The organism is Streptomyces sp. ACA25 (assembly GCF_028200735.1).
Classification (GTDB): Bacteria; Actinomycetota; Actinomycetes; order Streptomycetales; family Streptomycetaceae; genus Streptomyces.
The window spans coordinates 1-25883 of the sequence record NZ_JAQKPV010000024.1; the positions used below are offsets into that span (position 1 = coordinate 1).

The 25883-nt window shown below is 71.8% G+C and carries 26 protein-coding genes and 3 tRNA genes; 9 read left to right on the forward strand and 20 right to left on the reverse strand.

Features of this window, described 5'->3' with window-relative positions:
* Positions 1–79 precede the first annotated feature (79 nt).
* Positions 80–1099, forward strand: a complete 1020-nt coding sequence (locus tag PJ985_RS22580; protein ID WP_271685744.1) for an adenosine deaminase — start codon at positions 80–82, stop codon at positions 1097–1099.
* Positions 1100–1168: 69 nt separating this feature from the next.
* Here PJ985_RS22580 and PJ985_RS22585 read toward each other — a convergent pair whose 3' ends face one another.
* The 6 genes from PJ985_RS22585 to PJ985_RS22610 form a co-directional block, all read right to left on the reverse strand.
* On the reverse strand, positions 1169–2224 hold the full coding sequence (locus tag PJ985_RS22585; RefSeq protein ID WP_271685745.1) for a UDP-N-acetylmuramate dehydrogenase: 1056 nt from the start codon (positions 2222–2224) through the stop codon (positions 1169–1171).
* A gap of 271 nt (positions 2225–2495) precedes the next feature.
* On the reverse strand, positions 2496–2930 hold the full coding sequence (locus PJ985_RS22590) for a MaoC family dehydratase (protein ID WP_271685746.1): 435 nt from the start codon (positions 2928–2930) through the stop codon (positions 2496–2498).
* On the reverse strand, positions 2927–3388 hold the full coding sequence (locus PJ985_RS22595; RefSeq protein ID WP_271685747.1) for a MaoC family dehydratase N-terminal domain-containing protein: 462 nt from the start codon (positions 3386–3388) through the stop codon (positions 2927–2929). Before PJ985_RS22595 ends, PJ985_RS22590 begins: the two co-directional genes overlap by 4 nt.
* Before the next feature lie 73 nt (positions 3389–3461).
* Positions 3462–3626, reverse strand: coding sequence for a 50S ribosomal protein L33 (gene rpmG, locus PJ985_RS22600; RefSeq protein ID WP_271685748.1), 165 nt, complete (start codon positions 3624–3626; stop codon positions 3462–3464).
* An 89-nt stretch (positions 3627–3715) separates the two neighbouring features.
* Positions 3716–3788, reverse strand: a tRNA-Met gene (locus PJ985_RS22605).
* Positions 3789–3834: 46 nt separating this feature from the next.
* Positions 3835–3907, reverse strand: a tRNA-Thr gene (locus tag PJ985_RS22610).
* Between the two features lie 134 nt (positions 3908–4041).
* Here PJ985_RS22610 and PJ985_RS22615 point away from each other — a divergent pair.
* The gene (locus PJ985_RS22615) at positions 4042–4701 is read left to right on the forward strand and encodes an NAD(P)H-binding protein (protein WP_271685749.1); all 660 of its coding nucleotides are present in this window, start codon (positions 4042–4044) and stop codon (positions 4699–4701) included.
* Positions 4702–4851: 150 nt separating this feature from the next.
* Here PJ985_RS22615 and PJ985_RS22620 read toward each other — a convergent pair.
* A tRNA-Tyr gene (locus PJ985_RS22620) sits at positions 4852–4933 on the reverse strand.
* A gap of 171 nt (positions 4934–5104) precedes the next feature.
* On the opposite strand from PJ985_RS22620, the gene PJ985_RS22625 reads away from it, so the two are divergent.
* Together PJ985_RS22625 and PJ985_RS22630 are read left to right on the forward strand one after the other, a co-directional pair.
* On the forward strand, positions 5105–5593 hold the full coding sequence (locus tag PJ985_RS22625) for a YajQ family cyclic di-GMP-binding protein (RefSeq protein WP_271685750.1): 489 nt from the start codon (positions 5105–5107) through the stop codon (positions 5591–5593).
* A 320-nt stretch (positions 5594–5913) separates the two neighbouring features.
* Positions 5914–7350, forward strand: coding sequence for a sodium/glutamate symporter (locus PJ985_RS22630; RefSeq protein WP_271685751.1), 1437 nt, complete (start codon positions 5914–5916; stop codon positions 7348–7350).
* A gap of 7 nt (positions 7351–7357) precedes the next feature.
* Here the strand turns inward: PJ985_RS22630 and PJ985_RS22635 are convergent, their stop codons facing one another.
* The 13 genes from PJ985_RS22635 to PJ985_RS22695 all read right to left on the reverse strand — a co-directional run bounded on the left by PJ985_RS22635 (position 7358) and on the right by PJ985_RS22695 (position 19106).
* Entirely contained in the window at positions 7358–8059 is a 702-nt protein-coding gene (locus PJ985_RS22635; RefSeq protein WP_271685752.1) for a (2Fe-2S)-binding protein, read from the reverse strand.
* Between the two features lie 28 nt (positions 8060–8087).
* Entirely contained in the window at positions 8088–8486 is a 399-nt protein-coding gene (locus PJ985_RS22640) for a YccF domain-containing protein (protein WP_271685753.1), read from the reverse strand.
* Positions 8487–8531: 45 nt separating this feature from the next.
* The gene (htpX, locus tag PJ985_RS22645) at positions 8532–9386 is read right to left on the reverse strand and encodes a zinc metalloprotease HtpX (RefSeq protein WP_271685754.1); all 855 of its coding nucleotides are present in this window, start codon (positions 9384–9386) and stop codon (positions 8532–8534) included.
* Between the two features lie 173 nt (positions 9387–9559).
* Complete coding sequence (locus tag PJ985_RS22650; protein ID WP_271685755.1) at positions 9560–11197, reverse strand: NADH-quinone oxidoreductase subunit N; 1638 nt, start codon at positions 11195–11197, stop codon at positions 9560–9562.
* A complete protein-coding gene (locus PJ985_RS22655) occupies positions 11194–12771 on the reverse strand; it encodes a complex I subunit 4 family protein (RefSeq protein ID WP_271685769.1) in 1578 nt (525 codons plus the stop codon). Before PJ985_RS22655 ends, PJ985_RS22650 begins: the two co-directional genes overlap by 4 nt.
* Positions 12772–12867: 96 nt before the next feature.
* The gene (locus PJ985_RS22660; RefSeq protein WP_271685756.1) at positions 12868–14772 is read right to left on the reverse strand and encodes an NADH-quinone oxidoreductase subunit 5 family protein; all 1905 of its coding nucleotides are present in this window, start codon (positions 14770–14772) and stop codon (positions 12868–12870) included.
* Positions 14769–15119, reverse strand: coding sequence for an NADH-quinone oxidoreductase subunit NuoK (gene nuoK / locus PJ985_RS22665; protein ID WP_271685757.1), 351 nt, complete (start codon positions 15117–15119; stop codon positions 14769–14771). The genes PJ985_RS22660 and nuoK overlap by 4 nt, the downstream gene beginning before the upstream one ends.
* Positions 15119–15730: an NADH-quinone oxidoreductase subunit J family protein gene (locus tag PJ985_RS22670; protein WP_271685758.1), complete on the reverse strand. Its 612-nt coding sequence runs from the start codon at positions 15728–15730 to the stop codon at positions 15119–15121. Before PJ985_RS22670 ends, nuoK begins: the two co-directional genes overlap by 1 nt.
* Positions 15727–16296 (reverse strand): NuoI/complex I 23 kDa subunit family protein, encoded by a 570-nt coding sequence (locus tag PJ985_RS22675; protein ID WP_271685759.1) that lies wholly within the window; start codon positions 16294–16296, stop codon positions 15727–15729. The genes PJ985_RS22670 and PJ985_RS22675 overlap by 4 nt, the downstream gene beginning before the upstream one ends.
* The gene (locus PJ985_RS22680; RefSeq protein ID WP_271685760.1) at positions 16293–17252 is read right to left on the reverse strand and encodes a complex I subunit 1/NuoH family protein; all 960 of its coding nucleotides are present in this window, start codon (positions 17250–17252) and stop codon (positions 16293–16295) included. The genes PJ985_RS22675 and PJ985_RS22680 overlap by 4 nt, the downstream gene beginning before the upstream one ends.
* Entirely contained in the window at positions 17252–18175 is a 924-nt protein-coding gene (locus PJ985_RS22685) for an NADH-quinone oxidoreductase subunit C (RefSeq protein WP_271685761.1), read from the reverse strand. The genes PJ985_RS22680 and PJ985_RS22685 overlap by 1 nt, the downstream gene beginning before the upstream one ends.
* Complete coding sequence (locus PJ985_RS22690; protein ID WP_271685762.1) at positions 18172–18744, reverse strand: NADH-quinone oxidoreductase subunit B; 573 nt, start codon at positions 18742–18744, stop codon at positions 18172–18174. The genes PJ985_RS22685 and PJ985_RS22690 overlap by 4 nt, the downstream gene beginning before the upstream one ends.
* A complete protein-coding gene (locus tag PJ985_RS22695) occupies positions 18735–19106 on the reverse strand; it encodes an NADH-quinone oxidoreductase subunit A (protein WP_271685763.1) in 372 nt (123 codons plus the stop codon). Before PJ985_RS22695 ends, PJ985_RS22690 begins: the two co-directional genes overlap by 10 nt.
* 251 nt (positions 19107–19357) lie before the next feature.
* On the opposite strand from PJ985_RS22695, the gene PJ985_RS22700 reads away from it, so the two are divergent.
* The 5 genes from PJ985_RS22700 (at position 19358) to PJ985_RS22720 (ending at position 25866) form a co-directional block, all read left to right on the forward strand.
* Positions 19358–20575 (forward strand): sensor histidine kinase, encoded by a 1218-nt coding sequence (locus tag PJ985_RS22700; protein WP_271685764.1) that lies wholly within the window; start codon positions 19358–19360, stop codon positions 20573–20575.
* Positions 20572–21909 carry a sensor histidine kinase gene (locus tag PJ985_RS22705; protein ID WP_271685765.1) on the forward strand — a complete coding sequence of 446 codons (1338 nt, stop codon included), beginning with the start codon at positions 20572–20574 and terminating at the stop codon, positions 21907–21909. The genes PJ985_RS22700 and PJ985_RS22705 overlap by 4 nt, the downstream gene beginning before the upstream one ends.
* Positions 21910–22019: 110 nt before the next feature.
* Positions 22020–22679, forward strand: a complete 660-nt coding sequence (locus PJ985_RS22710) for a response regulator transcription factor (protein WP_271685766.1) — start codon at positions 22020–22022, stop codon at positions 22677–22679.
* A 210-nt stretch (positions 22680–22889) separates the two neighbouring features.
* Complete coding sequence (locus tag PJ985_RS22715) at positions 22890–24794, forward strand: 2-oxoacid:acceptor oxidoreductase subunit alpha (protein ID WP_271685767.1); 1905 nt, start codon at positions 22890–22892, stop codon at positions 24792–24794.
* The gene (locus tag PJ985_RS22720; protein ID WP_271685768.1) at positions 24784–25866 is read left to right on the forward strand and encodes a 2-oxoacid:ferredoxin oxidoreductase subunit beta; all 1083 of its coding nucleotides are present in this window, start codon (positions 24784–24786) and stop codon (positions 25864–25866) included. Before PJ985_RS22715 ends, PJ985_RS22720 begins: the two co-directional genes overlap by 11 nt.
* Positions 25867–25883: the final 17 nt, after the last annotated feature.

A 25883-nucleotide genomic window follows, 5' to 3' on the forward strand; every position in this document is an offset into this window, starting at 1 on the left:
CTGTCCGGGCCGCTCCCGCCCGGCGACCTGGGGTCCCCCGGGAGGAAAACCCGCCGCCCCGGGACCCTAAGATCTGGGAATGGTGAGTGTTCGCGACGTCCGGCTGCTGCCGAAAGCCCATCTCCATCTGCATTTCACCGGATCCATGCGTTCCGGCACCCTCCTGGAGCTGGCCGACAAGTACGGGGTTCATCTGCCCGAGGCGCTGCGCGGCGGTGAACCCCCGCAACTGCGCGCCACCGACGAGCGCGGCTGGTTCCGGTTCCAGCGGCTGTACGACATGGCACGGTCCTGCCTGCGCGAGCCGGAGGACATCCAGCGGCTGGTCCGTGAGGCTGCGGAGGAGGACCTCAAGGACGGCTCGCGCTGGCTGGAGATCCAGGTCGACCCGACCTCCTACGCGCCCCGGCTGGGCGGGCTGATCCCGGCTCTGGAGGTCATTCTCGACGCGGTGGACACCACCGCCCGGGAGACCGGCCTGGACATGCGGGTGCTGGTCGCCGCGAACCGTATGAAGCATCCGCTGGACGCCCGCACCCTGGCCCGGCTGGCCGTCCGTTACGCGGACCGGGGCGTCGTCGGCTTCGGGCTGTCCAACGACGAACGGCGCGGCTTCGCCAGGGACTTCGACCGGGCTTTCGCGATCGCCAGGGACGGTGGGCTGCTGGCCGCGCCGCACGGCGGCGAGCTGGCGGGACCGTCCAGCATCCGGGACTGCCTGGACGATCTCCGGGCCCACCGGGTGGGCCACGGGGTGCGGGCCGCCGAGGATCCCGGGCTGCTGCGGCAGCTCGCGGAGTCGGGGGTGACCTGTGAGGTCTGCCCGGCGTCGAACGTCGCTCTCGGCGTCTACGAGCGGCTGGAGGACGTGCCGTTGCGCACGCTCTTCGACGCCGGGGTGCCGATGGCGCTGGGTGCCGACGACCCGCTGCTGTTCGGCTCCCGGCTTGCCGAGCAGTACGAGATCGCGCGCCGGTACCACGCCTTCACCGACGAGGAACTGGCCGAGCTGGCCCGGCAGTCGGTCCGGGCGACCGCGGCGCCCCCGGACGTGCGGGAGAAACTGCTGGCCGGGATCGAGGAGTGGCTCTCCCTGTGAGAACCGCCGTGGCCCCCGGGCGCCGGGGCGGGCGCTCCGGGAACCCCCGGTGGCAGAAGGCCTCGGTGGTCAGAGCCGGGTGCCGACGAGCACCGGCTCGTTCACCAGCGTGACCCCGAAGGCGGCCTGTACTCCGGCCCGCACCTCGCGGGCCAGGCTGAGCAGGTCCTCGGTCCGGGCGTTGCCGCGGTTGGTGAGCGCGAGGGTGTGCTTGCCGGAGATGCGGGCCGCCCCGGAGCCGTACCCCTTCGGGTAGCCGGCACGGTCGATGAGCCAGGCCGCGGAGGTCTTGGTGCGGCCCTCCCCCGCCGGGTACGAGGGCGGGGTGAGGTCCGGTCCGAACCGTTCCGCGGCCCGGACCAGGAATGCCGCGTACGCCGCTTCGCCGAGCACCGGGTTGGTGAAGAAGGAGCCCGCCGACCAGGTGTCGTGGTCCTCCGGGTCCAGCACCATGCCCTTGCCGGCCCGCAGCTTCAGGACAGCGTTGCGGACGTCAGCCACGGGGGCGCGCTCGCCGGGCTGCACGCCGAGCATCCGCGCCGTCTCGGCGTAGCCGAGGGGAGCGGACAAGCCGTCGGCGTCCTCCAGCGCGAAGCTCACCCGGAGCACCACGAAGCGCTCGGGGTCGGCCTTGAACCGGCTGTTCCGGTAGGCGAAGCCGCAGTCGGCGCCGGACAGGGTGACCGTCCGCCCCTCCCTGCGGTCGTAGGCCACCACCTCGGTGATGACCGAGGAGACCTCCTGACCGTACGCACCGACGTTCTGGATCGGTGTGGCACCGGCCGAGCCCGGGATCCCGGCCAGGCACTCGATGCCGGCCAGGCCTTCCTCGACCGTGCGGGCCACGGCTCCGGACCAGTTCTCACCGGCGGCGAGCTCCAGGCGGGTGCCGTCGAGACGGATACCGGAGGTGGCGATGCGCAGGGCCGTACCGTCGAAGCCCTCGTCGGCAATGACGAGGTTGCTGCCGCCGCCGATGATCAGCAGGGGGGTCTCTGTGGCGTCGGCCTCCCGGACCACGGCGATCACGTCGTCGTCGGTGGTGGCGGTGACGAGGCGCGTGGCAGGGCCACCGAGCCGAAGCGTGGTGAGCGGAGCCAGGGGCGCGTGGTGTTGTAGCTGCACAGGCCAAGAATACGGCGCCTGCGGCAGGGGTGGCGCAGCGTGGCGGGCACCAGGGACCGCGCCGGCCCCGGGGCGGGGGCGCCAGGGCCGCAGAACGGCGTTCTCGCCCCGGCGCTTCCCCACTTCACCGCCCTGCCAAACGTACGCGGCAATGTGTCCGATACCACAGCCGCGCGACCGGCTCACCACCCCGGCGGGCTCGCGGGGACACCGGCCCGGACCGTTGCCGATCGCGCGGGCCCGGCAGGGGCGGGCGGAGGCGGCGATGGGCTCAGGCCAGCTTCACGACGGCGCGGGCCATGCCGAGCACCTTCAGCCCGGCGTTCATGGCGGTGAGATCGACACGCACCGTGCGCGCCTCGTCGTCGAGCTTGGCGGACACCTTCGCGGAGACCTCGATGGTGGTGCCCGCGTCGGTGTCCGGGACCGGCACCGGCTTGGTGAACCGCACGCCGTACTCCACCACCGCGGCCGGGTCGCCCGTCCAGTCGGTGACCACCCGGATCGCCTCGGCCATGGTGAACATGCCGTGCGCGATGACGTTCGGCAGCCCGACGTCCTTGGCGAAGCGCTCGCTCCAGTGGATCGGGTTGAAGTCCCCGGAGGCACCCGCGTAACGCACCAGGGCGTCGCGGGTCACCGGGAAGACCTGGGCCGGCAGCTCGGTGCCGGCCTCGACGTCGGCGTACGCGATCCGGGCGGTCATGCCGCTGCCTCTTCCCCGGCCGCACGGGCCACCAGCTTGGTGTGGGCGGTGACCACGTGGGCGCCGGAGGCGTCGTGCACCTCGCCCCGGATGTCCAGGATGTCGTTGCCGCTCATCGACCTGATGGCGTCGATCGTGGAGGTCACCGACAGCTGGTCCCCCGCCCGGACCGGCCGGGAGTACACAAACTTCTGGTCCCCGTGCACGACCCGGCTGTAGTCCAGGCCCAGCAGCGGGTCCTGTACCACCTGGGCGGCGGCCTGGTAGGTCAGCGTGAAGATGAAGGTGGGCGGAGCGATCACGTCCGGGTGGCCCAGTGCCTCGGCCGCAGCCCGGTCCGTGTACGCGGGGTTGTCGTCCCGCACGGCCTGGGCGAACTCGCGGATCTTCTCCCGGCCCACCTCGTAGGGCTCGGTGGGCGGATAGCTCCGCCCGACGAACGACTGGTCGAGCGCCATGGACTGGTTACCTCCGGGAGACAGGTATGAGGCCGCCCCCTCTCGGGGACGGCCTCATCCGGTGATTCTGTGGTCAGCGCGTCTCGCGGTGCGCGGTGTGGCTGTTGCAGCGCGGACAGTGCTTCTTCATCTCGAGCCGGTCGGGGTTGTTGCGCCGGTTCTTGTTGGTGATGTAGTTCCGCTCCTTGCACTCCACGCAGGCCAGCGTGATCTTCGGGCGGACGTCTGTGGCAGCCACGTGAGTGCTCCTTGACGGATGGACGGATTCAACACAGCGACAGTAGCCGATCGAAGGTCCGACCCCGCAATCGGCTACTGAGAGTAAAGTAGCGGCGACCGGACTTGAACCGGTGACACAACGATTATGAGCCGTTTGCTCTACCGACTGAGCTACGCCGCCATGGATGCCAAGCTTCCCACACTTCATGGGAGGCCTTACACCTCAGAGCCCCAAAACGGAATCGAACCGTTGACCTTCTCCTTACCATGGAGACGCTCTGCCGACTGAGCTATTGGGGCGAGCGATGGAAAGGTTACACGCTCCCGCGCGGAAGGAGAAATCCTTACCGGGCCGGTCGGCGGGCCCCGTCGACACCCCTCCGTTCCGGTCGTTCCGGCAGCCGACCGGGCCGCACGGGCGTACGGTCGAAGGCATGCGCACAGTTATCGCTGGAGGTCACGGCCGGATCGCCCTGCGGCTCGAGCAACTGCTCAGCAGTCGCGGTGACCAGGTCGCAGGCCTCATCCGAAAACCCGAACAGGCCGGGGCGTTGCTGGCGGCCGGGGCCGAGCCCGTCATCTGCGACCTGGAGAGCGCGGCGGTGGCGGACGTCTCACGGCACCTTGCGGACGCCGACGCCGTCGTCTTCGCAGCCGGCGCCGGACCGGGCAGCGGCGAGGCGCGGAAGGACTCCATGGACCGGGCGGGAGCCGAACTCTTCACCGAGGCGGCCGAGCGGGTCGGGGTGCGCCGCTACCTGATGCTGTCCTCCATGGGGGCGGATCGCGAGCCGCCGCCGGAGACCGACCCGGTTTTCGCTGCCTACCTGCGGGCCAAGGCAGCCGCGGACGCCGACCTGAGGGCCCGCGACCGGCTGGAATGGACGATTCTTCGGCCGGGCCGGCTGACCGACGACCCGGGCACCGGCCTGGTCCGGCTCGCTCCCCGGACGGGCCGCTCGGAGATCCCCCGGGACGACGTGGCGGCCGTGCTGCTCGCCCTCCTGGACGAACCACGCACCGCGGGCCTGACCCTGGAATTGGTGAGCGGCGACACACCGGTCACCGAGGCCGTCTCAGCGGCGGCGGCCTGACCCCTGCGGAGGGGAGCGGCGTGCGGAATCGGGCGCGTTTCCCCGTGCACGGAGGCGGTTTCCACGTGGAAACGCGCCGTGCGCGCCACGAGTCGGCAAAGAGGGGCCCCTGACCTGCTTTCAGCAGGTCAGGGGCCCCTCTTACTCCTGTGGCGGCGCCAGGATTCGAACCTGGGAAGGCTGAGCCGGCAGATTTACAGTCTGCTCCCTTTGGCCGCTCGGGCACACCGCCTGGGATCGCTGCCGGGGGAGCCGCTCGCGGGCTTCCCTGGCAACGCCGTAAACCTTACCCGATCCCCGGGGGTGGTCCGCCACCCGGTTCGCGGGGAGGTGCTCGCGGTGCGGGGTGGCTAGGCTGGCTCGCCGTAGATCCGTACTCATGTGACGCACGAGGAGCCCGACCATGGCCGACTCCAGTTTCGACATCGTCTCGAAGGTCGACCGGCAGGAGGTCGACAACGCCCTGAACCAGGCTGCCAAGGAAGTCTCGCAGCGCTACGACTTCAAGGGCGTCGACGCGTCCATCTCCTGGTCCGGGGAGCAGATCGAGATCCGCGCCAACTCCGACGAGCGGGCGAAGGCCGTCCTGGACATCTTCCAGACCAAGCTGGTCAAGCGCGGTATCTCGCTGAAGGCGCTGGACTCCGGCGAACCGCAGGCGTCCGGTAAGGAGTTCAAGCTTTTCTCCACACTCAAGGAGGGCATCTCGACCGACGACGCCAAGAAGGTCGCCAAGCTCATCCGCGACGAGGGTCCCAAGGGCGTGAAGGCCCAGGTGCAGGGCGAGGAGCTGCGGGTCAGCTCCAAGAGCCGTGACGCCCTGCAGCAGGTGCAGCAGCTGGTCAAGGAGAAGGACTTCGACTTCCCGGTGCAGTTCGTCAACTACCGGTAGCCGGTGCGGCGGCCGGTGACCGTCCGCAACGGTGCAGGAGGACAGCGGCGGCCAGGAGGGCGAGCGCCCCGGCCGCCGCGGTCGCGGCCACTGCGCCACCGGGGGCAGTGAGCCGGTGGGCGGAGGCCGCCCGTCCGCCGCCCGCCGCCATGAGTGCCGAGGCCCAGGCGTGGGCGGGCAGCCGACGCCCGGTCCCGGGCCGGGACCGAGTAGCCCTGGCACGACAGACCTCCCCGATATGTCCTGCCTTGGGAGCTTATCGGGCGATGGCGGGGTAACGTCCGCAGCACGACTCATCTGGCTGGCGGGAGAGGCCCTGGATGTCCGCGGACGTCATCGGATTCGCGCTGTTGCTGCTCGGCGGGGTCATGCTGCTCGCCAAGATCATCCGAGTGAAGTGGCGGCTGGCCCAGAAGCTGTTCGTGCCCAGCTCGATCATCGGCGGAGGGCTCGCACTGCTGTGCGGACCCGACGTCCTCGGACAGCTCGCGAGCGCGCTGGGCACCGACCGGTTCGCCGAGGCGGGCCTCTTCACCCCGGAAATCCTGGAGGTCTGGTCCACCCTGCCGGGGCTGCTGATCTCGGTGGTGTTCGCCGGGCTCTTCCTCGGCCACCGGCTGCCGGGCCTGCGCGAGGCCGGCCGGGTCGCCGGACCGCAGATCGCCTTCGGTATGGCGCTGAGCAGCGGTCAGTACGTGCTGGGCATCCTGCTGGCGCTGATCGTCCTCGGCCCGGTCTTCGGGCTGCCGCCGTTCACCGGCGCCCTGATCGAGATCGGCTTCGAGGGGGGACACGGCACGGCCGCCGGGCTGGGGGACACCTTCGCCGAGTTCGGGTTCCCCGAGGGGCAGGATCTCGCCCTGGGGCTGGCGACGATCGGCCTGCTGTCCGGCATCATCATCGGCATCGGCCTCATCAACTGGGGGGTGCGCACCGGCCGGACCGTGGAGCTGCAACAGCACGCGAGCCCGTCCGTCTCCGAACAGGCCGGACTGGTGGAGAAGCAGCGGCGGCGCTCGGCGGGCACCCTGACGGTGCAGCCGGCCTCCATCGAGCCGCTCACGCTGCACTTCGGGCTGCTCGCCCTCTCGGTGATCGTCGGCTGGCTGCTGCTGTCGCTGCTGCAGTGGATCGAAGCGGTCTTCTGGGCGGAGAACGTGGAGCTCTTCGCCTACGTCCCGCTGTTCCCCCTGGCGATGATCGGCGGCATCCTGGTGCAGCTCGCCATCCAGGTCTTCGACCGGCACGACGTGGTGGACCGGCAGCTGGTGGAGCGTCTCCAGGGCTTCTCCCTGGACATGCTGATCATTGCCGCGCTCGGCACCCTGTCCCTGCAGGTCATCGCGGAGAACATGGGGGCGTTCGCGCTGCTGGCGGCGGTGGGCCTGCTGTGGTCGGTGCTCGCCTTCGTGTTCCTGGCACCGCGGATGATGCCGGACTACTGGTTCGAGCGGGGCATCGCCGACATGGGTCAGTCGCTGGGCGTCACCGCCACCGGGCTGATCCTGCTGCGCATCGCCGACCCGGAGCTGCGCACCCCCGCCTATCCGGCGTTCGGTTACAAGCAGCTCGCCCTGGAGCCCTTCTTCGGGGGCGGTCTCATCACCGCGGCGGCGATCCCCCTGATCGTCAACTTCGGCACCGGCTGGATGCTCGGCGGCATGCTGGTGCTGCTGATCGCCTCGCTGTCGGTCGGCCTGTTCCACTTCGGGCGGCAGCGCCGCGGTCCCGCCGGCAGCCACGTGCCGGCGGGGTGAGCTGGGTTCAGCGCCCTCCGGGCGGCCGGGGGAAGACGCAGTCGCCGCACACGCCACCGGAGGGTATCCGGTAGTACAGGCAGCAGCTGGTACGGCGGAACGCGGTGCCGTTGAGGCTGCCGGTGCCGCGCAGCGCCGGGTGGTGGAACAGTGCGGCGGTGAGGTGCCGGGCGCGATGCGCCCGGTCCTCCCGGCCGTGCCGCAGGCACCACTGGCCGAGTTGCCGCAGTGCGCCCGCGAGGGCGGAGGCGGCGTTGCCGCGCAGCAGCCCGGCGGCGACCGGGCACACCCGGCGGACGGCCGTCTCCAGCGGGAGGAGGTGGTCGGCCAGGATGCTGTCGGCCAGCAGCCGGGGCAGGTCGGAGGGAACCGGGCGCGGACGCGGGGCGGGCAGCCACAGGTCGTCGGGCGCCTGGCCGTCCGGGTCCCAGTGCAGGCGGTCGGGAGCCAGGTCGGGGACCGTGCCGTGCAGCACGGCGGCGCCCAGCCCGACCGACCAGAGCCGGGAGGCGAGCGAGAGCTGGGCGAGCGACGCGGCGACCCGGGGCTCCGGGTGTCCGAGCCGCTCCCCCACGGCCGCGATCCGGCGGTGGAGCTGCACGTCCCCGCCCGCGTACACCTGCGCCAGCGGCACGGTGCGGCCGGACGGCGGGGGGTCGGTGCGCAGGGCGAAGAATCCCCCGAGGGCGTCGAGCGCGTCCAGGTTCATCGGCCGGGCCTCCGGGCCGCAGCGGGGGCTACCACCGGTAGGAGGGGTAGGCGCTGTCGGTGGGCACGATCTCGCGGCCCAGGGGCATGAGGGAGACCGGGATCATCTTGAGGTGGGCGATGCCGAAGGGGATGCCGATGATGGTGAGGAAGAAGCCGACGGCCGCCACGACGTGGGCGAGGGAGATCCAGATCCCGGCGACCAGCAGCCAGATGATGTTGCCGATGCCGGAGGGGAGCCCCGATCCGGAACGCTGCACCACGCGGTAGCCGAAGGGCCAGAGGGCGTAGGCGGCTATCCGGAAACACGCCAGACCCCAGGGGATGGTGATGATGAGGACCAGGCAGATGAGGCCGGCGACGGCATAGCCGATCGCCATCCACAGGCCGGAGAAGATCAGCCAGATGACGTTGAGGACGGTCTTCACGGTGCGGTCGCTTCCTGTGGCGGGCGGGCTCGGCGGCGGTCTGTGTCAGTACTGCCCGCCCGCCATCCGCTCCAGTCGGGAGATCCGGTCCCCCATCGGCGGGTGGCTGGCGAACATGCGTGCCATGCCCTCACCGCGGCGGAAGGGGTTGGCGATCATCATGTGGCTGGCCGCCTCGATCTTGGGCTCGGGCGGGAGCGGCAGCGCCTGAGTGCCGGCCTCCAGCTTGCGCAGGGCGCTGGCCAGGGCGAGCGGGTCCCCGGTGAGGCGGGCTCCGGAGGCGTCGGCCTCGTATTCGCGGGACCGGCTGACTGCCATCCGGATGAGCGAGGCGGCGAGCGGTCCGAGCAGCCCGATCAGGAGCAGGCCGACGATGCCCGGCCCCCGGCCGGAGCGGCCCGGCAGCAGCCAGGCGAACTGCACCAGGAACATGATCACCGAGGCCATGGCCCCGGCCACCGAGGCGATCAGGATGTCGCGGTTGTAGACGTGGCTGAGCTCGTGGCCGAGGACGCCGCGGAGCTCGCGCTCGTCGAGGAGGCGCAGGATGCCTTCGGTGCAGCAGACCGCGGCGTTACGGGGGTTGCGGCCGGTGGCGAAGGCGTTGGGCGCGTCGGTGGGCGAGATGTACAGCCGGGGCATGGGCTGCCGTGCGGCTCCGGCCAGCTCCCGGACCATGCGGTAGAGCTCGGGCGCCTCGAACTCGCTGACCGGCCGGGCCCGCATGGAGCGCAGGGCGAGCTTGTCGCTGTTCCAGTAGGCGTAGCCGTTGGTGGCCAGCGCGACGAGGAGGGCGATGAGGAGTCCGCCACGGCCGAAGAGGCTCCCGATGACCAGGATCAGGGCGGACATCCCGCCGAGCAGGGCCGCGGTCTTCAGTCCGTTGTGGTGGCGGTGCACGGGGTGCCCTCCGAGTCGTGCTGTGGGGGGTCGCGATGTCCGGGTTCAGGGGATGCGATCCACGCACAGCGGACACTCCCGAACGGACAACGGCAGAGCCTCCCGAACCGTTCCCCCCCCCTTGTGCCGCCCTGCGCCGCGCACGCGCCGTAGCGGTGGCGGCGCCGCGGTGCTCAGAGCAGGGCTTCGGAGGCGAAGCGGAGGATGAGCTGCGGGGCCCCGGAGAGGAGGATGCCGAGCCCGGCCGTGAGGGCGACGGCAGCCGCCAGCGGAGCGGCGAGCGGCCGTACGGGGAGGGCGGCGGCGGTGTCCGTGGTGACGGCCGCGGCCGGGCTGTCCGGGGTGGCGGGACCGGTGCCCACGGCAGTCCCCGCGGTCGGGGCCTCCGGGGTTTCCGCGGCGGCGGGCCGGGGAGCGGCGTCCTCGGGCACAGCCTCCGGGGCCCGGAAGAGGATCGCGGTCCACTGGAGGTAGTAGTAGAGCGCGACGACGACGTTCAGCGCCATGACGACGGCCAGCACCCCGAGCCCGGCGTCGACGGCCGACCGGAAGACGACGATCTTGGCGAACAGGCCGACGAGCCCGGGCGGCAGTCCGGCCAGGCAGAGCAGGAAGAAGCCGAGGGCCAGCGCGAGCAGCGGGTGTTCGGCGTACAGGCCCCGGTAATCGGCGATGCGGTGGCCGGGGTGGTGCCGGGCGACGTGCACGGCGATGGCGAAGACGCCCAGGTTCACCACGGCGTACATCAGTGCGTAGGCCACCGTGGCGCCGACGGCCACCGTGACGTCGGCGGCGTGGGCCGCCGCGGCGATCGGCACCAGCAGGTAGCCCGCCTGGCCGACGGAGGACCAGGCGAGGAGTCTGATGGCGCTGTGCGGGGCGTCGGGGCGGGTGCGCAGGGCCGCGACGTTGCCCGCGGTCATGGTGAGTCCGGCGAGCACGGCGACGACCGGTCCCCAGAGGCTGCCGAAGGCCGGGAAAGCGAGGGTGATCACCAGGATGAGGCCGGCCAGCCCGGCGGTCTTGCCGACGACCGAGAGGTAGCCGGCCACCGGCAACGGGGCGCCGAGGTAGGTGTCGGGCACCCAGAAGTGGAACGGCACGGCCGCGGTCTTGAAGGCGAAGCCGACGAGGGTGAGGGCGACCCCGGCCTCGGCGAGGGTGGCCAGCTGCGGGTCGGCCCCGGGCAGCGCGGTGCCGATCTCGGTGAGGTGCAGGCTGCCGGCCCCGGCGTACACGAAGCTGATGCCGAGCAGGGTGACCGCGGTGGCGGTGACGGAGGTCAGGAAGAACTTCAGGGCCGCCTCGGGACCGTTCCGGCTGCCGCGGCGCAGGCCGACCAGGGCGTAGGCCGGGAGGGTGGCGACCTCCAGGGCGATGATCAGGGTGGCCAGGTCGCGGGCGGCGGGCAGCAGCGCGGCGCCGGCGGCGGAGGCCAGCAGCAGGAACCAGAACTCGCCGCGGGGCAGGGACCCGGGCTCCTCCGGCCCGGGACGCAGGTCCGGCAGGGACATCAGTGCGGCGACGAAGGCCCCGCCGAGTACGAGGAGCTGGATGATCAGCGTGAACGGGTCGGCGACGTAGGAGCAGAGCCCGGGGTCCTGGGTGAGGCAGAACGTGGTGCGGTCGCCGGCGCGCAGCGGCAGCAGGGACAGGGCGGCGAGGGCCAGCCCGCCGAGGGCCAGGGGGCCGAGCAGCCGCTTGCGGTTCTCCGGCAGGAACAGGTCGGCGAGCACGACGGCGAGCGCGGTGGCCGCGGCGATCACGGGGGGCGCGAGGGCCGTCCAGTCGACGGTCTGGATGAGGTTCATCGGGCGACTCCCGGCAGGAGGTTCTGCACGGCCGGATCGGTGAGGTGCAGGAGGACCGCGGGCCAGAGTCCGGCGAGGAGCGTGAGGGCGACGAGCGGGCTCCAGGCGGCGAACTCGTGGCCCCGCAGGTCGGGCAGTACGGCCGGGGCGGGCCGGTCCTGCCCTCCGGTGGCCGGCACCGGGGTGTCGCCCATGCAGACGCGCCGGACGATCAGCAGCAGGTAGGCGGCGGTGAGCAGGGTGCCGAGCCCGGCGAGGGCGAGGAAGGTGAGATACAACGGACGGTGCAGCCCGTCGGCCGGGTGGTAGGCGCCGAGCATGGCGAGCATCTCGCCCCAGAACCCGGCCAGCCCGGGAAGCCCCAGGGAGGCCACGGCGGCGAAGGCGATCAGTGCGCCGATGCGCGGCGTGCGGCCGTAGAGGGCGGCCCCGCCGGCCCCGGCCAGCCGGTCGAGGTCGGTGCTGCCGACCCGTTCCTTGAGGGCTCCGACGAGGAAGAACAGCAGGCCGGTGATGAGCCCGTGGGCGACGTTGGCGAACAGCGCGCCGTTGACGCCGGTGGCGGTGAGCGTGGAGATGCCGAGCAGCACGAAGCCCATGTGGCCGACGGAGGAGTAGGCGATGAGCCGTTTGAGGTCTCCGCCGGCGCCCTGGCGCACCAGGGCGAGACAGGCCAGCGAGCCGTAGAGGATGCCCACCACGGCGAAGGCGCCGAGGTAGGGCGCCAGGGTGTGCATGCCGTCGGGCGTCACCGGCAGGGCGATGCGGACCAGACCGTAGGTGCCCATCTTGAGGAGCACTCCGGCCAGCAGGACGGAGCCGGCCGTGGGTGCGGCGGTGTGGGCGTCGGGGAGCCAGCTGTGCAGCGGCCACATCGGGGTCTTCACCGCGAAGCCGAGACCGATGGCGAGGACCGCGAGGAACTGGGTGGAGTGGCTCAGCCCTGCGCCGTGCGCCTCGGCGAGCGCGACCATGTCGAAGGTGCCGGCCCGCAGGCCGATGAGCAGGAACCCCAGCAGCATCAGGACGGAGCCGAGGAGGGTGTAGAGGATGAACTTCCAGGCGGCCGGCCCGCGGCCGGCGCCTCCCCAGCGGGCGATGAGGAAGTACATCGGGATGAGCACCATCTCGAACGCCAGGAAGAACAGCACCAGGTCGAGCGCCGCGAAGGTGGCCAGGGTGCCGGTCTCCAGGACCAGCAGGAAGGCCACGAAGCCCTTGGCGCCCGGGCCCGGCGGCATCCGGAAGTAGCTGTACACGGCGCACAGGAAGGTCAGCAGCGCGGTGAGCACGAACAGCGGGAGGGAGATGCCGTCGAGGCCGACGTGCAGCCGGACACCGAGCGCGGGGATCCAGCTGATGTCGCTGGTGGCCTGCATCCGGGCCGGGTCGCCGTGGTCGAACGCGGCGGCCAGGACCAGTGTGCCGAGCAGGACGGCGCCGGTGACGGTGACCCCGTGCCGCAGGACGGCCTGGTCCGGGTCACGGCCCCGCAGGCCGGGTGGCACGGGCAGCAGCGCGGCGCCGGCGCCGAGCAGCGGCAGGACGATGAGGGCGGCGAGCAGCAGCTGCATCGTGAATTCACTGAGGCTGATCACTGCGGTTCACCTCGGGACGTCGTGTCCGGCCGGGGGGTCGGGGGTCGGCCCCCGGGAGCATGCAGCACGGCGTCACCCTCCGGAGGCCACGAGGACGGCGGTGAGCGCGAGTACCAGGGCACCGACGGTCAGCACGCTGAGGTAGGTCTGGACGTTGCCGGTCTGGGCGCGGCGGGTGAGGGCGCCCAGCAGCCCGGGGGCGGCGGCGGCGCCGCGCACGTAGGTGTCGACGACGGCCGTGTCGAGGAAGCGCACCAGGCGGGCGGCGGCCACGGTGGGCCGCACGAGCACGGTCCCGTAGGCGGTGTCGGCGTGGAAGCCGGCCGCGGCGTGCCGGTGGAGGCGGCCCAGCAGGGCGGGTCCGGGGTCGACCGGCCGGTCCGACTCGTAGGCGCGGCGCCAGGCGATGTAGGTGACGACGCCTCCGGCGAGGGCGGCACCGGTGGCCACCAGGGAGGTGGACAGGACCGGTGCGAGGGACCCTCCGCCGAGCCAGTCGGCCAGCGGGCCGTAGGTCAGGCCCAGAGCGAGGGAAGGCAGGGCGAGCAGCCACAGCACCAGGGTCATGACCGGGGAGGCGGCCTCACGGACCGGGACGGCCTCGGTCCTGGCGCCGACCGGGTCGTGGAAGGCGAGCAGCCACAGCCGGGCCGCGTAGGCGGCGGTGAGGACGGCCGTGAGCAGGGCGGCGACCAGCACGATCCAGCCGGCGGCGGCGGGCAGGCCGGGGGCCGGATCCAGGGCGCCGTGCTCGGCGGCGGCGATGACTGCCTCCTTGGAGTAGAACCCGGCGAACGGGGGGATCGCGGCGAGCGCGAGCAGCCCGATGGTCATCGTCCAGTAGGCGTCCGGGGCACGGCGCTTGAGGTCGCGCATCCGGGACAGCACGGTCAGCGAGCCGGTTCCCGCCGTCTGGATGAGGACCCCGGCCGCGAGGAAGAGCAGGGCCTTGAACGCGCCGTGGGTCAGCAGGTGGAAGACGGCGGCCTCGCGGTCGGCGACGGCGAGGGCGCCGGTCATCAGGCCGAGCTGGCCGATGGTGGAGTACGCCAGCACCCGTTTGATGTCGTCCTGGGCGAGCGCGGCCAGCGCCGAGCCGACCATGGTGAGGGCGGCCAGGACGGCGAGCACGATCAGCGCGGCGGCGGAGGCGGTGAAGACCGGGAGCAGCCGGGCGATGAAATAGACGCCCGCGGTGACCATGGTCGCCGCGTGGATGAGCGCGGAGACCGGGGTGGGGCCGGCCATGGCGTCGGGCAGCCAGGTGTGCAGCGGGACCTGGGCGGACTTTCCGGCGACTCCGAGGAGCAGCAGCAGCGCGATGAGCGTGGGATGGCCGAGCGCAAGGGGGTCCATGCCGGTGAGCCGGTTGACGATGAAGCTGATCCGGAAGGTGCCGGCCTCGGAGGCGAGGGCGAGGATGCCGATGAGGAAAGGCACGTCGCCGAGCTTGGTGACCAGGAAGGCCTTGAGGGAGGCGGCGCGGGCGGCGGCGGTCTCCCAGTAGTGGCCGACCAGGAAGTAGGAGCAGATGCCCATGACTTCCCAGCCGACGAGCAGCACGATGAGGTCGTCGGTGTAGACGACGAGCAGCATCGCGGCGGTGAAGAGGGAGACCAGGGCGGAGTACGAGGCGTAGCGGGCGTCGCCTCGCAGGTAGCCGGTGGAGTACAGCTGCACGCAGCCGGCGACGACGGTGACGAGCACCGCGACCAGGACCGCGAAGCCGTCCAGGTGCAGGGCGAGGTCGATGGGGAGCGCGTCGTTGCCGGTGGGGGTGAGTTGGGTGGCGGCGCCGATCGGCTCACCGCCGCCCTGGCGCAGGGCGACGAACACGGCGAGGGCGGCGGCGGCCAGGGTGGGCAGCACGGCCAGCGGGCGCACGAAGCCGGGGGCGCGGCGGCCGGTGAGCAGGATCAGCGCGGCGGCTGCGAAGGGCAGCAGCGGGACCAGGACGGCAGCGGTGGTGGTGCTCACTGGGCGGCCTCCCGTTCGGTGGGCGCGTTCCCGGTGTGCTCCCGGTCGTTGAGCTCACGCAGCCGGTCGACGGCGGAGTCTCCGCGGGTGCGGTGGACGAGCAGCACGAGGGCGAGACCGATGCCGATTTCGGCGGCGGCGACCGCGATGAGGAAGAGGGTGAAGATCTGACCGGAGTGCAGGGCGTCCTTGAGCCAGACGTCGAAGGCGACGAGGTTGAGGCTGACGGCGGCGAGCATCAGCTCCACCGACATGAGCACCAGGATGGCGTTGCGCCGGGCCAGGACGCCGTAGAGGCCGACGCAGAACAGCAGGGCGGCGAGGACGGCCGGGTAGGCGAGGTGCATCAGCGCTGCTCCTCCTTCGCGGAGCCGCCGGGCTCCGGGCCGTCGCCGGGGGCGGGGGTGCCGGGCCGGGCCGGGCCGGTCGTCCTGCGGGACACGACGATGGCTCCGATGAGGGCGGCCAGCAGGAGCACCGAGAGGGCTTCGAACGGCAGGACCCAGTGCCGGAACAGGCTTTCGCCGAGGGCGCCGGTGCTGCCGTGCGGGGTGTCGAGGTCGATCCAGGTGGTGCGGAAGGCGTCGACGACGAGGGCGACGAGCGTGGCGGCGGCCGCGAGGGCGACCGCGAGGGCGACGGGCCGGTTGCGCGAGTCGGCGTCCGGGGAGGGGCCGATGGGCGCCTTGGTGAGCATCAGTCCGAAGAGCAGCAGCACCACCACCGAGCCGAGGTAGATGAGCACCTGGACCCAGGCGATGAACTCGGCGGTGAGCAGCAGGTACTGGACGGCGAGCCCGCCGAGCGCGACCACCAGGTAGAGCGCGGCGTGCACCAGCTGCCTGCTGGTCACGCAGAGCACCGCGGCGCCCAGGACGATGACGCCGACGAGGAGGAAGACGATCCCGACCCCGGAGGGTGAGAGGAAGCCGGGGGATTCGGTGGCGAGGAGGTTCACGCGTCGTCCTCCGGCCGCCGGCCGGGCTGCTCCGCCTGCTGTTCCGCGTGCTGGGCGGCGAGCTTGTCGGCGGTTTTGCGGGCCGCGGCCAGTTCCTTGGGCTCCTCGGCGGCCTCGTCCAGCGGGGGCGGTTCGGGCACGGTCCACATCCAGTCGCGCAGCTTGTCCCGCTCGTGGGTGAGTTCGCGGATGTCGGTCTCCGCGTATTCGAACTCGGGCGACCAGAACAGGGCGTCGAACGGGCAGACCTCGATACAGATCCCGCAGTACATGCAGAGCGCGAAGTCGATGGCGAACCGGTCGAGGACGTTCCGGCTGCGTTCGCGCCCGCCCGGGGCGGCGGCCGGCAGGCTCTCCTTGTGGGAGTCGATGTAGATGCACCAGTCGGGGCACTCCCGGGCGCACAGCATGCAGACGGTGCAGTTCTCCTCGAACAGTGCGATGACGCCGCGGCTGCGCGGCGGCAGTGCGGGCTGGACCTCCGGATACTGCTGGGTCACGGCACGGCGCGTCATCGCGCGAAAGGTGACGGCGAGGCCCTTGGCGAGACCGGTTCCGAAGCTCATGAGATCACCACCTTGACGATGCCGGTGAGCGCGATCTGCGCCAGGGCGAGGGGCACCAGGACGGTCCAGGCGAACTTCTGGATCTGGTCGGTGCGCAACCGCGGCCAGGCGACCCGGGCCCAGATCACCAGGAAGCACAGCGCGCCGGTCTTGAGCAGCATCCACAGCCAGCCGAGCTGGTCGGGGAAGGGGCCGTGCCAGCCGCCGAGGAAGAGGACGGCGGTGAGCGCGGAGACGATGACGATTCCGGCGTACTCGGCGAGGAGGAAGAGCGCGAAGCGCAGCCCGGAGTACTCGGTGAAGGCGCCGAAGATGATCTCCTCGGGTGCGATCGGGGCGTCGAACGGCGGCCGGTGCAGCTCGGCGATCCCGGCGGTGAAGAAGATCGCGCCGCCGACCAGCTGCCAGGGGATCCACCACCACTGGAAGGCGTCGAGGATGCCGGTGAGGCTGAGGGTTCCGGCAGCCATCACCACGGAGGCTGCGGCCAGCAGCAGCGGCAGCTCGTAGGCCATCAGCTGCGCCGCGGTGCGCAGACCGCCCAGCATCGAGTACTTGTTCGCGGAGGCCCACCCGCCGACGAGCTGCCCCAGCACCCCCAGTCCCAGGACGGCGAGCACGAAGAAGATGCCGGCGTCGATGACCTGCCCGACCATGCCGCCGGGACCGATCGGGATGGCGATGAGGACGACGAAGTAGGGGATGAGGGCGAGGGCGGGTGCCAGCTGGAACAGCCGCCGGTCGGCCCCGGCCGGGACGGTGTCCTCCTTCTGGGCGAACTTCACCCCGTCGGCGGCGAGCTGGGCCCAGCCGTGGAAGCCGCCGGCGTGCATGGGGCCGACCCGGCCCTGCATGTGGGCCATGACCTTGTGCTCGGCCTGGCCGACGAGCAGCGGGAGCAGCAGGAAGGCGGCCAGGACGGCCGCCAGTCGCAGCAGGACGTCGAGCAGGTCCATCAGCTGTCCCCCTCCCGGTCGCCGTCCGCGGATCCCTCGCCGGGCGCGGGCTTTTCGCCGGGCGCGGGCGGCGGGTCCGCCGGGCGCTCCGCGGGACGCCCGGTCTCCTCCCCGGCAGGGCGCGGGTCGTGCCAGGGCGCGTCGGGGCTCCGCGGTGCCGGCTTCCGGGCGTCCGGGGGCTCCGTCGGCTCCGCCGGAGCCGGGGACTCCGCCGAGGCCGGCTGCCGTTCGGGCCGGGCGGCATCGGCTGCCGCCGGCCGCCTCGCCGGCCCTTCTCCTGCCGTACGCGCCCGCCGCGCCGGGCGCTCCCCGGGCGCGGCGCCGCCCCGGCCGCGTGCCGGGCGGGCCGGGGCGTCGGGGAACGTCCCCTTGAGCGGGCCCCATTCGTTGGGGTCGGGGACGCCGGGCGGCAGCATCTGCCGGCGCTTGGGGCCGCCGTGCGCGGACTCTCCCGGTTCCTTCGCCCCGGGCCATGCCTTGACGACCCGGGCTGCCAGCACGAAGTCCTTGCGCAGCGGGTGGCCTTCGAACGTCTCCGGCAGCAGCAGGGGCTCCGGGTGCGGATGGCCGGGGAAGCCGATGCCGAACATTTCCCGGGTCTCCCGCTCGTGCCAGGCAGCTCCGGCGTACACGCCGGTGGCGGTCGGCAGGGCCGGCTCGTCGTGCGGGACGGTGGTGCGCAGCAGCAGCCGCCGGGGCGGGGTGCCCAGCGCGACGAGGTGCGCGCACACCTGGAAACCGTCCGCCTGCTCGTCCACGGCGCTCAGCCAGTCGAAGAAGGTGCAGCCGAGCGTGTCGCGGGCGGTCTCCAGAGCGGGCACCCAGGCTGCGGCGGGCACCTCGACGGTGAGCAGGCCGTAGGCGTCGGACGCGCTCGCGCCCTCCCCGAAGAGCTCCTCGGGGCTGTTCGGCAACCAGCTCACCGGCTGTCCTTCCCGGGTGGCGGTGGCGGGGCCACCGGGTCGCTGGTCAAGGCCGCCACAGGGGCCGGTGCGGCGTAGCGGTCGGCGGTGGACTCCGCGGCGATCCGGTCCTGGAGGGTGAGGATGCCCTGGAGCAGGGCCTCGGGGCGCGGCGGGCAGCCCGGCACGTACACGTCGACCGGGATGATCTGGTCGACTCCCTTGGTCACCGAGTAGGAATCCCAGTACGGGCCGCCGCAGTTGGAGCAGGCGCCGAAGGAGATCACGTACTTCGGCTCGGGCATCTGCTCGTAGAGGCGTTTCACGGCGGGGGCCATCTTGTCGGTGACCGTGCCGGACACCACCATGAGGTCGGCCTGCCGGGGCCCGGGGGCGAACGGGATGACGCCGAGCCGGATGAAGTCGTGCCGGGACATCGATGCGGCGATGAACTCGATGGCGCAGCAGGCGAGTCCGAAGTTGAAGACCCAGAGGCTGTAGCGGCGGCCCCAGTTGAGGATGACCTTCATCGGCTCGGGCGCGAGCCGGGAGAGCACCCCCAGGGTGGGCGGGGTGGGCTTCACGTCCATGTGAGAACGCCCTTCTTCCAGGCGTAGAGCAGTCCGACGGCGAGGAAGCCGAGGAAGATGAACATTTCCACGAGGGTGACACCGCCGAAGCCGGGCGCGGCGAACACCGTGCCCCAGGGGAAGAGGAAGATCGCGTCGACGGCGAAGATCACGTAGAGGAAGGCGTACAGGTAGTAGCGGACTTGGGTGTGAGCCCAGCCCTCGCCGACCGGGTCGACTCCGCACTCGTAGGTGAGCAGCTTCTCCGGTGTCGGCACCGCCGGGCGCAGGAGCCGTCCGGCGGTGAACGCCACGGCCACGAACAGCACACCGACGACCGCGACCAGCCCGACGACCGTGTAGCCGTGGAAGTAGTCCGGCACCTGAGCGGCCTCTCCGTGAGGTGTCCCGATCTGCCGCGACCGTGCCCGCGAGCGGGCGGCGTCGGCGATCCGTACCCACGGGAGTGTAGGCGGTGCACTGTTGCTTGTGACCGGGGCGTCCGCAGGTGACTGCTCACCTCCGGTATCCGCGGGCGTCCCGGTCCGGTTTCCCGGGGGGTGGGGACAGCCCCACCCCGGCCCACCTATCCGCCCCATGGCGGCCGCCCGCCGCCGCCGGGCAGTCTGGGGTCATGACCAGCAGACCTCCGAACGCGGTGCACCCGGGTGACGACGCCCCGGCCGCTTGTGACGCACCACTGCCGCCGCCCCGGGCGGCCCTTGGAGCGGCCACCTGGCGCGAACTGGGGTATCTGCTGACGAGCTGGCCGGTGGACGTGGCCGTGTTCACCGCCGTGCTGAGCTGGCTGGCCACCGGGGCAGTGCTCGCGGTCACGGTCGTCGGGCTGCCGGTGCTCGCCCTGGGACTGGCCGGCTGCCGGGAGCTCGCCCGCTACGAGCGGTGGCGGGCACGCGTCCTGCTGGGGCTGCGGGTCGAGGAGCCGAGCCCGCTGCCGCGGCCCCGCGGCAGCGGCGCCGTCACCTGGGTGTGGTCCGGGCTGAAGGATCCGGTGGGCTGGCGGACCGTGCTGTTCTGCCTGGTCCGTCCGGCGTGGTCGCTGGCGGCCTTCGTCCTGACCGTGGTGGCGCTGTTCGTCGCCTGGCCGCTCCTGCCGTGGCTGGCCCGCGGGCTGTCGCACGTGGACCGCGCTCTGGTCCGGGCGCTGCTGTCGCCGTCGGACGGGCTGGAGCGCAGGATCGCCGAGCTGGAGTCGGACCGGTCGGTGGTGCTGGACACCTCGGCAGCCGACCTGCGCCGCATCGAACGCGACCTGCACGACGGCGCACAGGCCCGGCTCGTCGCCCTCGCCATGGACCTCGGCCTCGCCAAGGAAAAACTCACCCAGGACCCCCGAGCCGCCGCCCGCCTCGTCGACGAAGCACACGGCGAGGCCAAACTCGTCCTCCAGGAACTCCGCGACCTCGCCCGCGGCATCCACCCCGCCATCCTCACCGACCGCGGCCTCGGCCCCGCCCTCTCCGCGACCGCCGCCCGCTGCACCGTCCCCGTGCAGGTCACCGTCGACCTCCCCACCCGGCCCGCCCCCGCCATCGAAGGCATCACCTACTTCACCGCCTCCGAACTCCTCCAGAACATCAGCAAACACAGCGGCGCCACCACCGCCACCCTCGACATCTGGCACACCGACGACCGCCTCCTCCTCCAGATCACCGACAACGGCCACGGCGGCGCCGACCCCACCAACGGCACCGGCCTCACCGGCCTCACCGAACGACTCGCCGCCGTCGACGGCCTCCTCTCCCTCACCTCCCCACCCGGCGGACCCACCACCCTCACCGCAGCACTCCCCTGGCACCCCCGCACCGGCTCTCCGGAAAGGCAGCCATGACCACCCTGCAGTCCCCCGCGGACACGGCCGGCGCCGCCCCCTCCCGCCGCGGGTGGCCGGAGACCCTGCTCCGGGTGGCCTTCGGCGCCCGGACGTGGCGGGAAGGCCTTCACCTGCTGCTGAACTTCCCCGTCGCGGTGGCCGCGTTCACCTTCACGGTGGTCGGGCTGGCGGTGAGCGGGGGCCTGCTCATCACGTTCGTGGGGCTGCCCCTGCTGGGTCTCACGCTGCTGGCCCTGCGCGGTTACGCCTTCGCCGAGCGGGCCCGGGCCCGCGGGCTGCTCGGGCTCCGGATCGGCGATCCGGAGCCGCTGCGGCCCGCCGAGGGCCGCCACGGCCCGCTGGCCACGATGGGAGCGGTACTGCGCAGCGGCGAGTGCTGGCGCAGCGCGGCGTACGCGCTGGTGCACTTTCCGTGGGCGGTGTTCACGTTCTCCGTGGTGCTGACGATGTGGGTCTGGGGGTGGGCGACCCTGCTGTACCCGGTGTACTTCTGGGTGCTGGACCCGGTCTACCGGCCCGGCGTGAACCTGGACGGTCAGGGGGGCGGATGGGTCTGGGACGGTCCCCTGGAGCTGGCGCTGGCGCCCCTGGTCGGGCTGACGGTGCTCTTCACCGCCGGATGGGTGATCCGGGCGCTCGCCGCGGTGGACCGGCTGCTGGTGACCGGGCTGCTGGGTCCCTCCGCGGCGGAGACGCGGGTCCGGCAGCTGGAGTCGGACCGGTCGGTGGTGCTGGACACCTCGGCAGCCGACCTGCGCCGCATCGAACGCGACCTGCACGACGGCGCACAGGCCCGGCTCGTCGCCCTCGCCATGGACCTCGGCCTCGCCAAGGAAAAACTCACCCAGGACCCCCGAGCCGCCGCCCGCCTCGTCGACGAAGCACACGGCGAGGCCAAACTCGTCCTCCAGGAACTCCGCGACCTCGCCCGCAGTATCCACCCCGCCATCCTCACCGACCGCGGCCTCGGCCCCGCCCTCTCCGCGACCGCCGCCCGCTGCACCGTCCCCGTGCAGGTCACCGTCGACCTCCCCACCCGGCCCGCCCCCGCCATCGAAGGCATCACCTACTTCACCGCCTCCGAACTCCTCCAGAACATCAGCAAACACAGCGGCGCCACCACCGCCACCCTCGACATCTGGCACACCGACGACCGCCTCCTCCTCCAGATCACCGACAACGGCCACGGCGGCGCCGACCCCACCAACGGCACCGGCCTCACCGGCCTCACCGAACGACTCGCCGCCGTCGACGGCCTCCTCTCCCTCACCTCCCCACCCGGCGGACCCACCACCCTCACCGCAGCACTCCCCTGGCACCCCCGGGAGTGACCGGCCGCCGCCCGGCCGCGACCGGTTCTCGACCGGTTTCCGTGCCGGGGGCGGACGGCCGGGTGAGATGCTGCCGCGGGTGTTGCCGGTCCAGTGAGGGGAAGCAGAGCGTGCGGGTGGTCATCGCCGAGGATTCGGTGCTGCTGCGGGAAGGGCTGACCCGGTTGCTCACCGACCGCGGTCTGGAGGTGGTCGCCGGGGTGGGGGACGCGGAGGCCCTGGTGCGGGCCGTACGGGAGCTGGCCGGCGCCGGTGCGCTGCCGGATGTGGTGGTGGCGGACGTGCGGATGCCTCCCAGCCACACCGACGAGGGGATACGGGCCGCGGTGGAGCTGCGCCGCGCGTATCCCGGCCTCGGGGTGCTGGTGCTGTCCCAGTACGTCGAGGAGCAGTACGCCACGGAGCTGATCGCGGGGTCCAGTCACGGGGTCGGGTACCTGCTGAAGGACCGGGTCGCCGACGTCCGTGAGTTCGTCGAGGCGGTGACCCGGGTGGCCCGGGGCGGTACCGCTCTGGACCCGGAGGTGGTTGCCCAGCTGCTGGGGCGCAGCCGCAGGCAGGACGTGCTGGCCGGGCTCACCCCGCGGGAGCGGGAGGTGCTGGGGCTGATGGCGGAGGGCCGGACGAACTCCGCGGTCGCGAAGCAGCTGGTGGTCAGCCACGGCGCGGTCGAGAAGCACATCAGCAACATCTTCATGAAGCTCGGGCTGACACAGAGTGACACAGATCACCGGCGGGTTCTGGCGGTCCTGACCTATCTCAACTCCTAGCGGACTGACAGGCTGTTGCAGGACGTATGGCGTGGCGAGTTGCCTGCGGTCAGGGTGAAGGAGGGGAGAAGTCAGGGGTCAGGGCATTGAGTGACATAGCGGACAACTTGCCGTCTCATTTAGGCGTCCACCATGTGATCGCCCCCGGGAAGGCGACCCTTACCCACGTACGATGGCCGTCAAGAGCCGCCTCGAGGGAGGGCTACAGCAGTGACCAGCCAGGTCGAACAGACCAGTCCGGACGCCCGAACCACCAGCAAGGAAGTCAAGCGTCTGGACCGGGTGATCATCCGCTTCGCGGGCGACTCCGGAGACGGGATGCAGCTCACCGGCGACCGCTTCACGTCCGAGACGGCGTCCTTCGGTAACGATCTCTCCACCCTGCCGAACTTCCCCGCCGAGATCCGGGCCCCTGCCGGGACCCTGCCGGGCGTCTCCTCGTTCCAGCTGCACTTCGCGGATCATGACATCGTCACCCCGGGTGACGCGCCGAACGTGCTGGTCGCGATGAACCCGGCCGCCCTGAAGGCGAACCTCGCCGACGTGCCGCGCGGCGCGGAGATCATCGTGAACACCGACGAGTTCTCCAAGCGCGCCATGGCGAAGGTCGGCTACGCGACCGACCCGCTGGAGGACGGCTCCCTCTCCGGGTACCACGTCCATCCGGTACCGCTGACCACGCTGACCGTGGAGGCCCTGAAGGGCTACGACCTGACCCGCAAGGAAGCCGGCCGGTCCAAGAACATGTTCGCGCTCGGCCTGCTGTCGTGGATGTACCACCGGCCGACCGAGGGCACCGAGAGGTTCCTGCGCACCAAGTTCGCGAAGCAGCCGGAGATCGCGGAGGCCAACCTCACCGCCTTCCGGGCAGGCTGGAACTTCGGCGAGACCACCGAGGACTTCGCCACCTCCTACGAGGTGGCCCCGGCCACCAGTGCCTTCCCCACCGGCACCTACCGGAACATCTCGGGAAACCTGGCACTGTCTTACGGGCTGATCGCCGCGTCTCAGCAGGCGGACCTTCCGCTGTTCCTCGGCTCGTACCCGATCACTCCCGCCTCCGACGTGCTGCACGAGCTGTCCAAGCACAAGAACTTCGGCATCCGCACCTTCCAGGCCGAGGACGAGATCGCCGGCATCGGTGCCGCGCTCGGCGCGGCCTTCGGCGGCAGCCTCGGCGTGACGACCACCTCCGGCCCCGGAGTGGCCCTCAAGTCCGAGACGATCGGCCTGGCCGTCTCCCTGGAACTCCCGCTCCTCGTCATCGACGTCCAGCGCGGCGGCCCGTCCACCGGGCTGCCGACAAAGACCGAGCAGGCGGACCTGCTGCAGGCCATGTACGGCCGGAACGGTGAGGCACCGGTGCCGATCGTGGCCCCGGCCACCCCGGGCGAGTGCTTCACCGCCGCCCTGGAGGCCACCCGGATCGCGCTCACCTACCGGACGCCGGTGTTCCTGCTGTCGGACGGCTACCTCGCCAACGGCTCGGAGCCCTGGCGGGTCCCCGAGGTGGACGAGCTCCCCGACCTGCGCGTGCAGTTCACCACCTCGCCGAACCACACCCTGGACGACGGCACCGAGGTGTTCTGGCCCTACAAGCGTGACCCGGAGACCCTGGCCCGCCCCTGGGCCGTCCCCGGCACACCGGGCCTGGAGCACCGCATCGGCGGCATCGAGAAGCAGGACGGCTCGGGCAACATCTCCTACGACCCCGCCAACCACGACCACATGGTCCGCACCCGGCAGGCCAAGGTCGAAGGCATCGAGGTCCCGGATCTCGAGGTCGACGACGCCGACGGCCGGGCCAAGGTGCTGGTCCTGGGCTGGGGATCGACGTACGGCCCGATCACCGCCGCCGTACGCCGGATCCGCCGGGCCGGGGGCAGCATCGCCCAGGCACACCTGCGCCACCTCTTCCCGTTCCCCGGAAACCTCGGGGAGGTCCTGGCCGCCTACGACAAGGTCGTGCTCCCGGAGATGAACCTCGGGCAGCTCGCCGGCCTGCTGCGGGCGAAGTACCTGATCGACATCGAGTCCCTCACCCAGGTCACCGGCCTGCCGTTCAAGGCCGAGCAGCTCGCTACCGCTCTCAAGGAGGCTGTCGATGCCCACTGAGGCCCTCTCCCTGGTCCCCAAGGCCGAAGCCAAGCAGACCATGAAGGACTTCAAGTCCGACCAGGAAGTCCGCTGGTGCCCGGGCTGCGGCGACTACGCGGTGCTCGCGGCCGTGCAGGGCTTCCTGCCCGAGCTCGGCCTGGCCAAGGAGAACATCACCTTCGTCTCCGGCATCGGCTGCTCCAGCCGCTTCCCGTACTACATGAACACCTACGGGATGCACTCGATCCACGGCCGCGCCCCGGCCATCGCCAGCGGCCTGGCCGCCAGCCGCCGGGACCTCTCGGTATGGGTCGTGACCGGCGACGGAGACGCGCTGTCCATCGGGGGCAACCACCTGATCCACGCGCTGCGGCGCAACGTGAACCTGAAGATCCTGCTCTTCAACAACCGGATCTACGGGCTCACCAAGGGGCAGTACTCCCCCACCTCCGAGGTCGGGAAGATCACCAAGTCCACCCCGATGGGCTCCCTGGAAGCACCGTTCAACCCGATCTCCCTGGCACTGGGGGCAGAGGCCGGCTTCGTCGCGCGCACCGTCGACTCCGACCGCAAGCACCTGACCTCGGTACTCCGCGAGGCCGCCGCCCACCCGGGCTCCGCGCTGGTGGAGATCTACCAGAACTGCAACATCTTCAACGACGGCGCCTTCGAGGCGCTGAAGGACAAGCAGCAGGCCCTGGAAGCCGTGATCCGGCTGGAGCACGGCGAACCGATCCGCTTCGGCGCACCGCTGCTCCCGGAGGACGGCGGCGACGGCCTCGGGTCGAAGGGCGTCGTCCGGGACCCCGCGACGGGCGACCTGAAGGTCATCGACGTCGCGGCCGAGGGCACCGAGGGCATCCTCGTGCACAACGCGCACGCCGACTCCCCGACGAACGCCTTCGCCCTGTCCCGGCTGGCCGACGCGGACACCCTGCACCACACGCCCATCGGCGTGCTGCGCAGCGTCCGCCGCCCGGTCTACGACGAGCAGATGGCCGAGCAGCTGGAGCAGGCAGTCGAGCGCCACGGCAAGGGCGACCTCGGTGCCCTGCTGACCGGCAAGGACACCTGGACCGTCGCCGGCTGACCGGCGCCGCCACGCAC

Coding starts and splice junctions, on each gene's coding strand:
- PJ985_RS22595 (WP_271685747.1), bottom strand. CDS start 3,388: ATGGCGCTCGACCAGTCGTTCGTCGGGCGGAGCTATCCGCCCACCGAG.
- PJ985_RS22635 (WP_271685752.1), bottom strand. CDS start 8,059: ATGAACCTGGACGCGCTCGACGCCCTCGGGGGATTCTTCGCCCTGCGC.
- PJ985_RS22705 (WP_271685765.1), top strand. CDS start 20,572: ATGACCACCCTGCAGTCCCCCGCGGACACGGCCGGCGCCGCCCCCTCC.
- PJ985_RS22675 (WP_271685759.1), bottom strand. CDS start 16,296: ATGAGCTTCGGAACCGGTCTCGCCAAGGGCCTCGCCGTCACCTTTCGC.
- PJ985_RS22650 (WP_271685755.1), bottom strand. CDS start 11,197: ATGAACCTCATCCAGACCGTCGACTGGACGGCCCTCGCGCCCCCCGTG.
- PJ985_RS22690 (WP_271685762.1), bottom strand. CDS start 18,744: ATGGACGTGAAGCCCACCCCGCCCACCCTGGGGGTGCTCTCCCGGCTC.
- PJ985_RS22615 (WP_271685749.1), top strand. CDS start 4,042: ATGCGCACAGTTATCGCTGGAGGTCACGGCCGGATCGCCCTGCGGCTC.
- PJ985_RS22700 (WP_271685764.1), top strand. CDS start 19,358: ATGACCAGCAGACCTCCGAACGCGGTGCACCCGGGTGACGACGCCCCG.
- PJ985_RS22630 (WP_271685751.1), top strand. CDS start 5,914: ATGTCCGCGGACGTCATCGGATTCGCGCTGTTGCTGCTCGGCGGGGTC.
- PJ985_RS22680 (WP_271685760.1), bottom strand. CDS start 17,252: ATGGACCTGCTCGACGTCCTGCTGCGACTGGCGGCCGTCCTGGCCGCC.
- PJ985_RS22655 (WP_271685769.1), bottom strand. CDS start 12,771: ATGCAGCTGCTGCTCGCCGCCCTCATCGTCCTGCCGCTGCTCGGCGCC.
- nuoK (WP_271685757.1), bottom strand. CDS start 15,119: ATGCACCTCGCCTACCCGGCCGTCCTCGCCGCCCTGCTGTTCTGCGTC.
- PJ985_RS22625 (WP_271685750.1), top strand. CDS start 5,105: ATGGCCGACTCCAGTTTCGACATCGTCTCGAAGGTCGACCGGCAGGAG.
- PJ985_RS22720 (WP_271685768.1), top strand. CDS start 24,784: ATGCCCACTGAGGCCCTCTCCCTGGTCCCCAAGGCCGAAGCCAAGCAG.
- PJ985_RS22590 (WP_271685746.1), bottom strand. CDS start 2,930: ATGACCGCCCGGATCGCGTACGCCGACGTCGAGGCCGGCACCGAGCTG.
- PJ985_RS22580 (WP_271685744.1), top strand. CDS start 80: ATGGTGAGTGTTCGCGACGTCCGGCTGCTGCCGAAAGCCCATCTCCAT.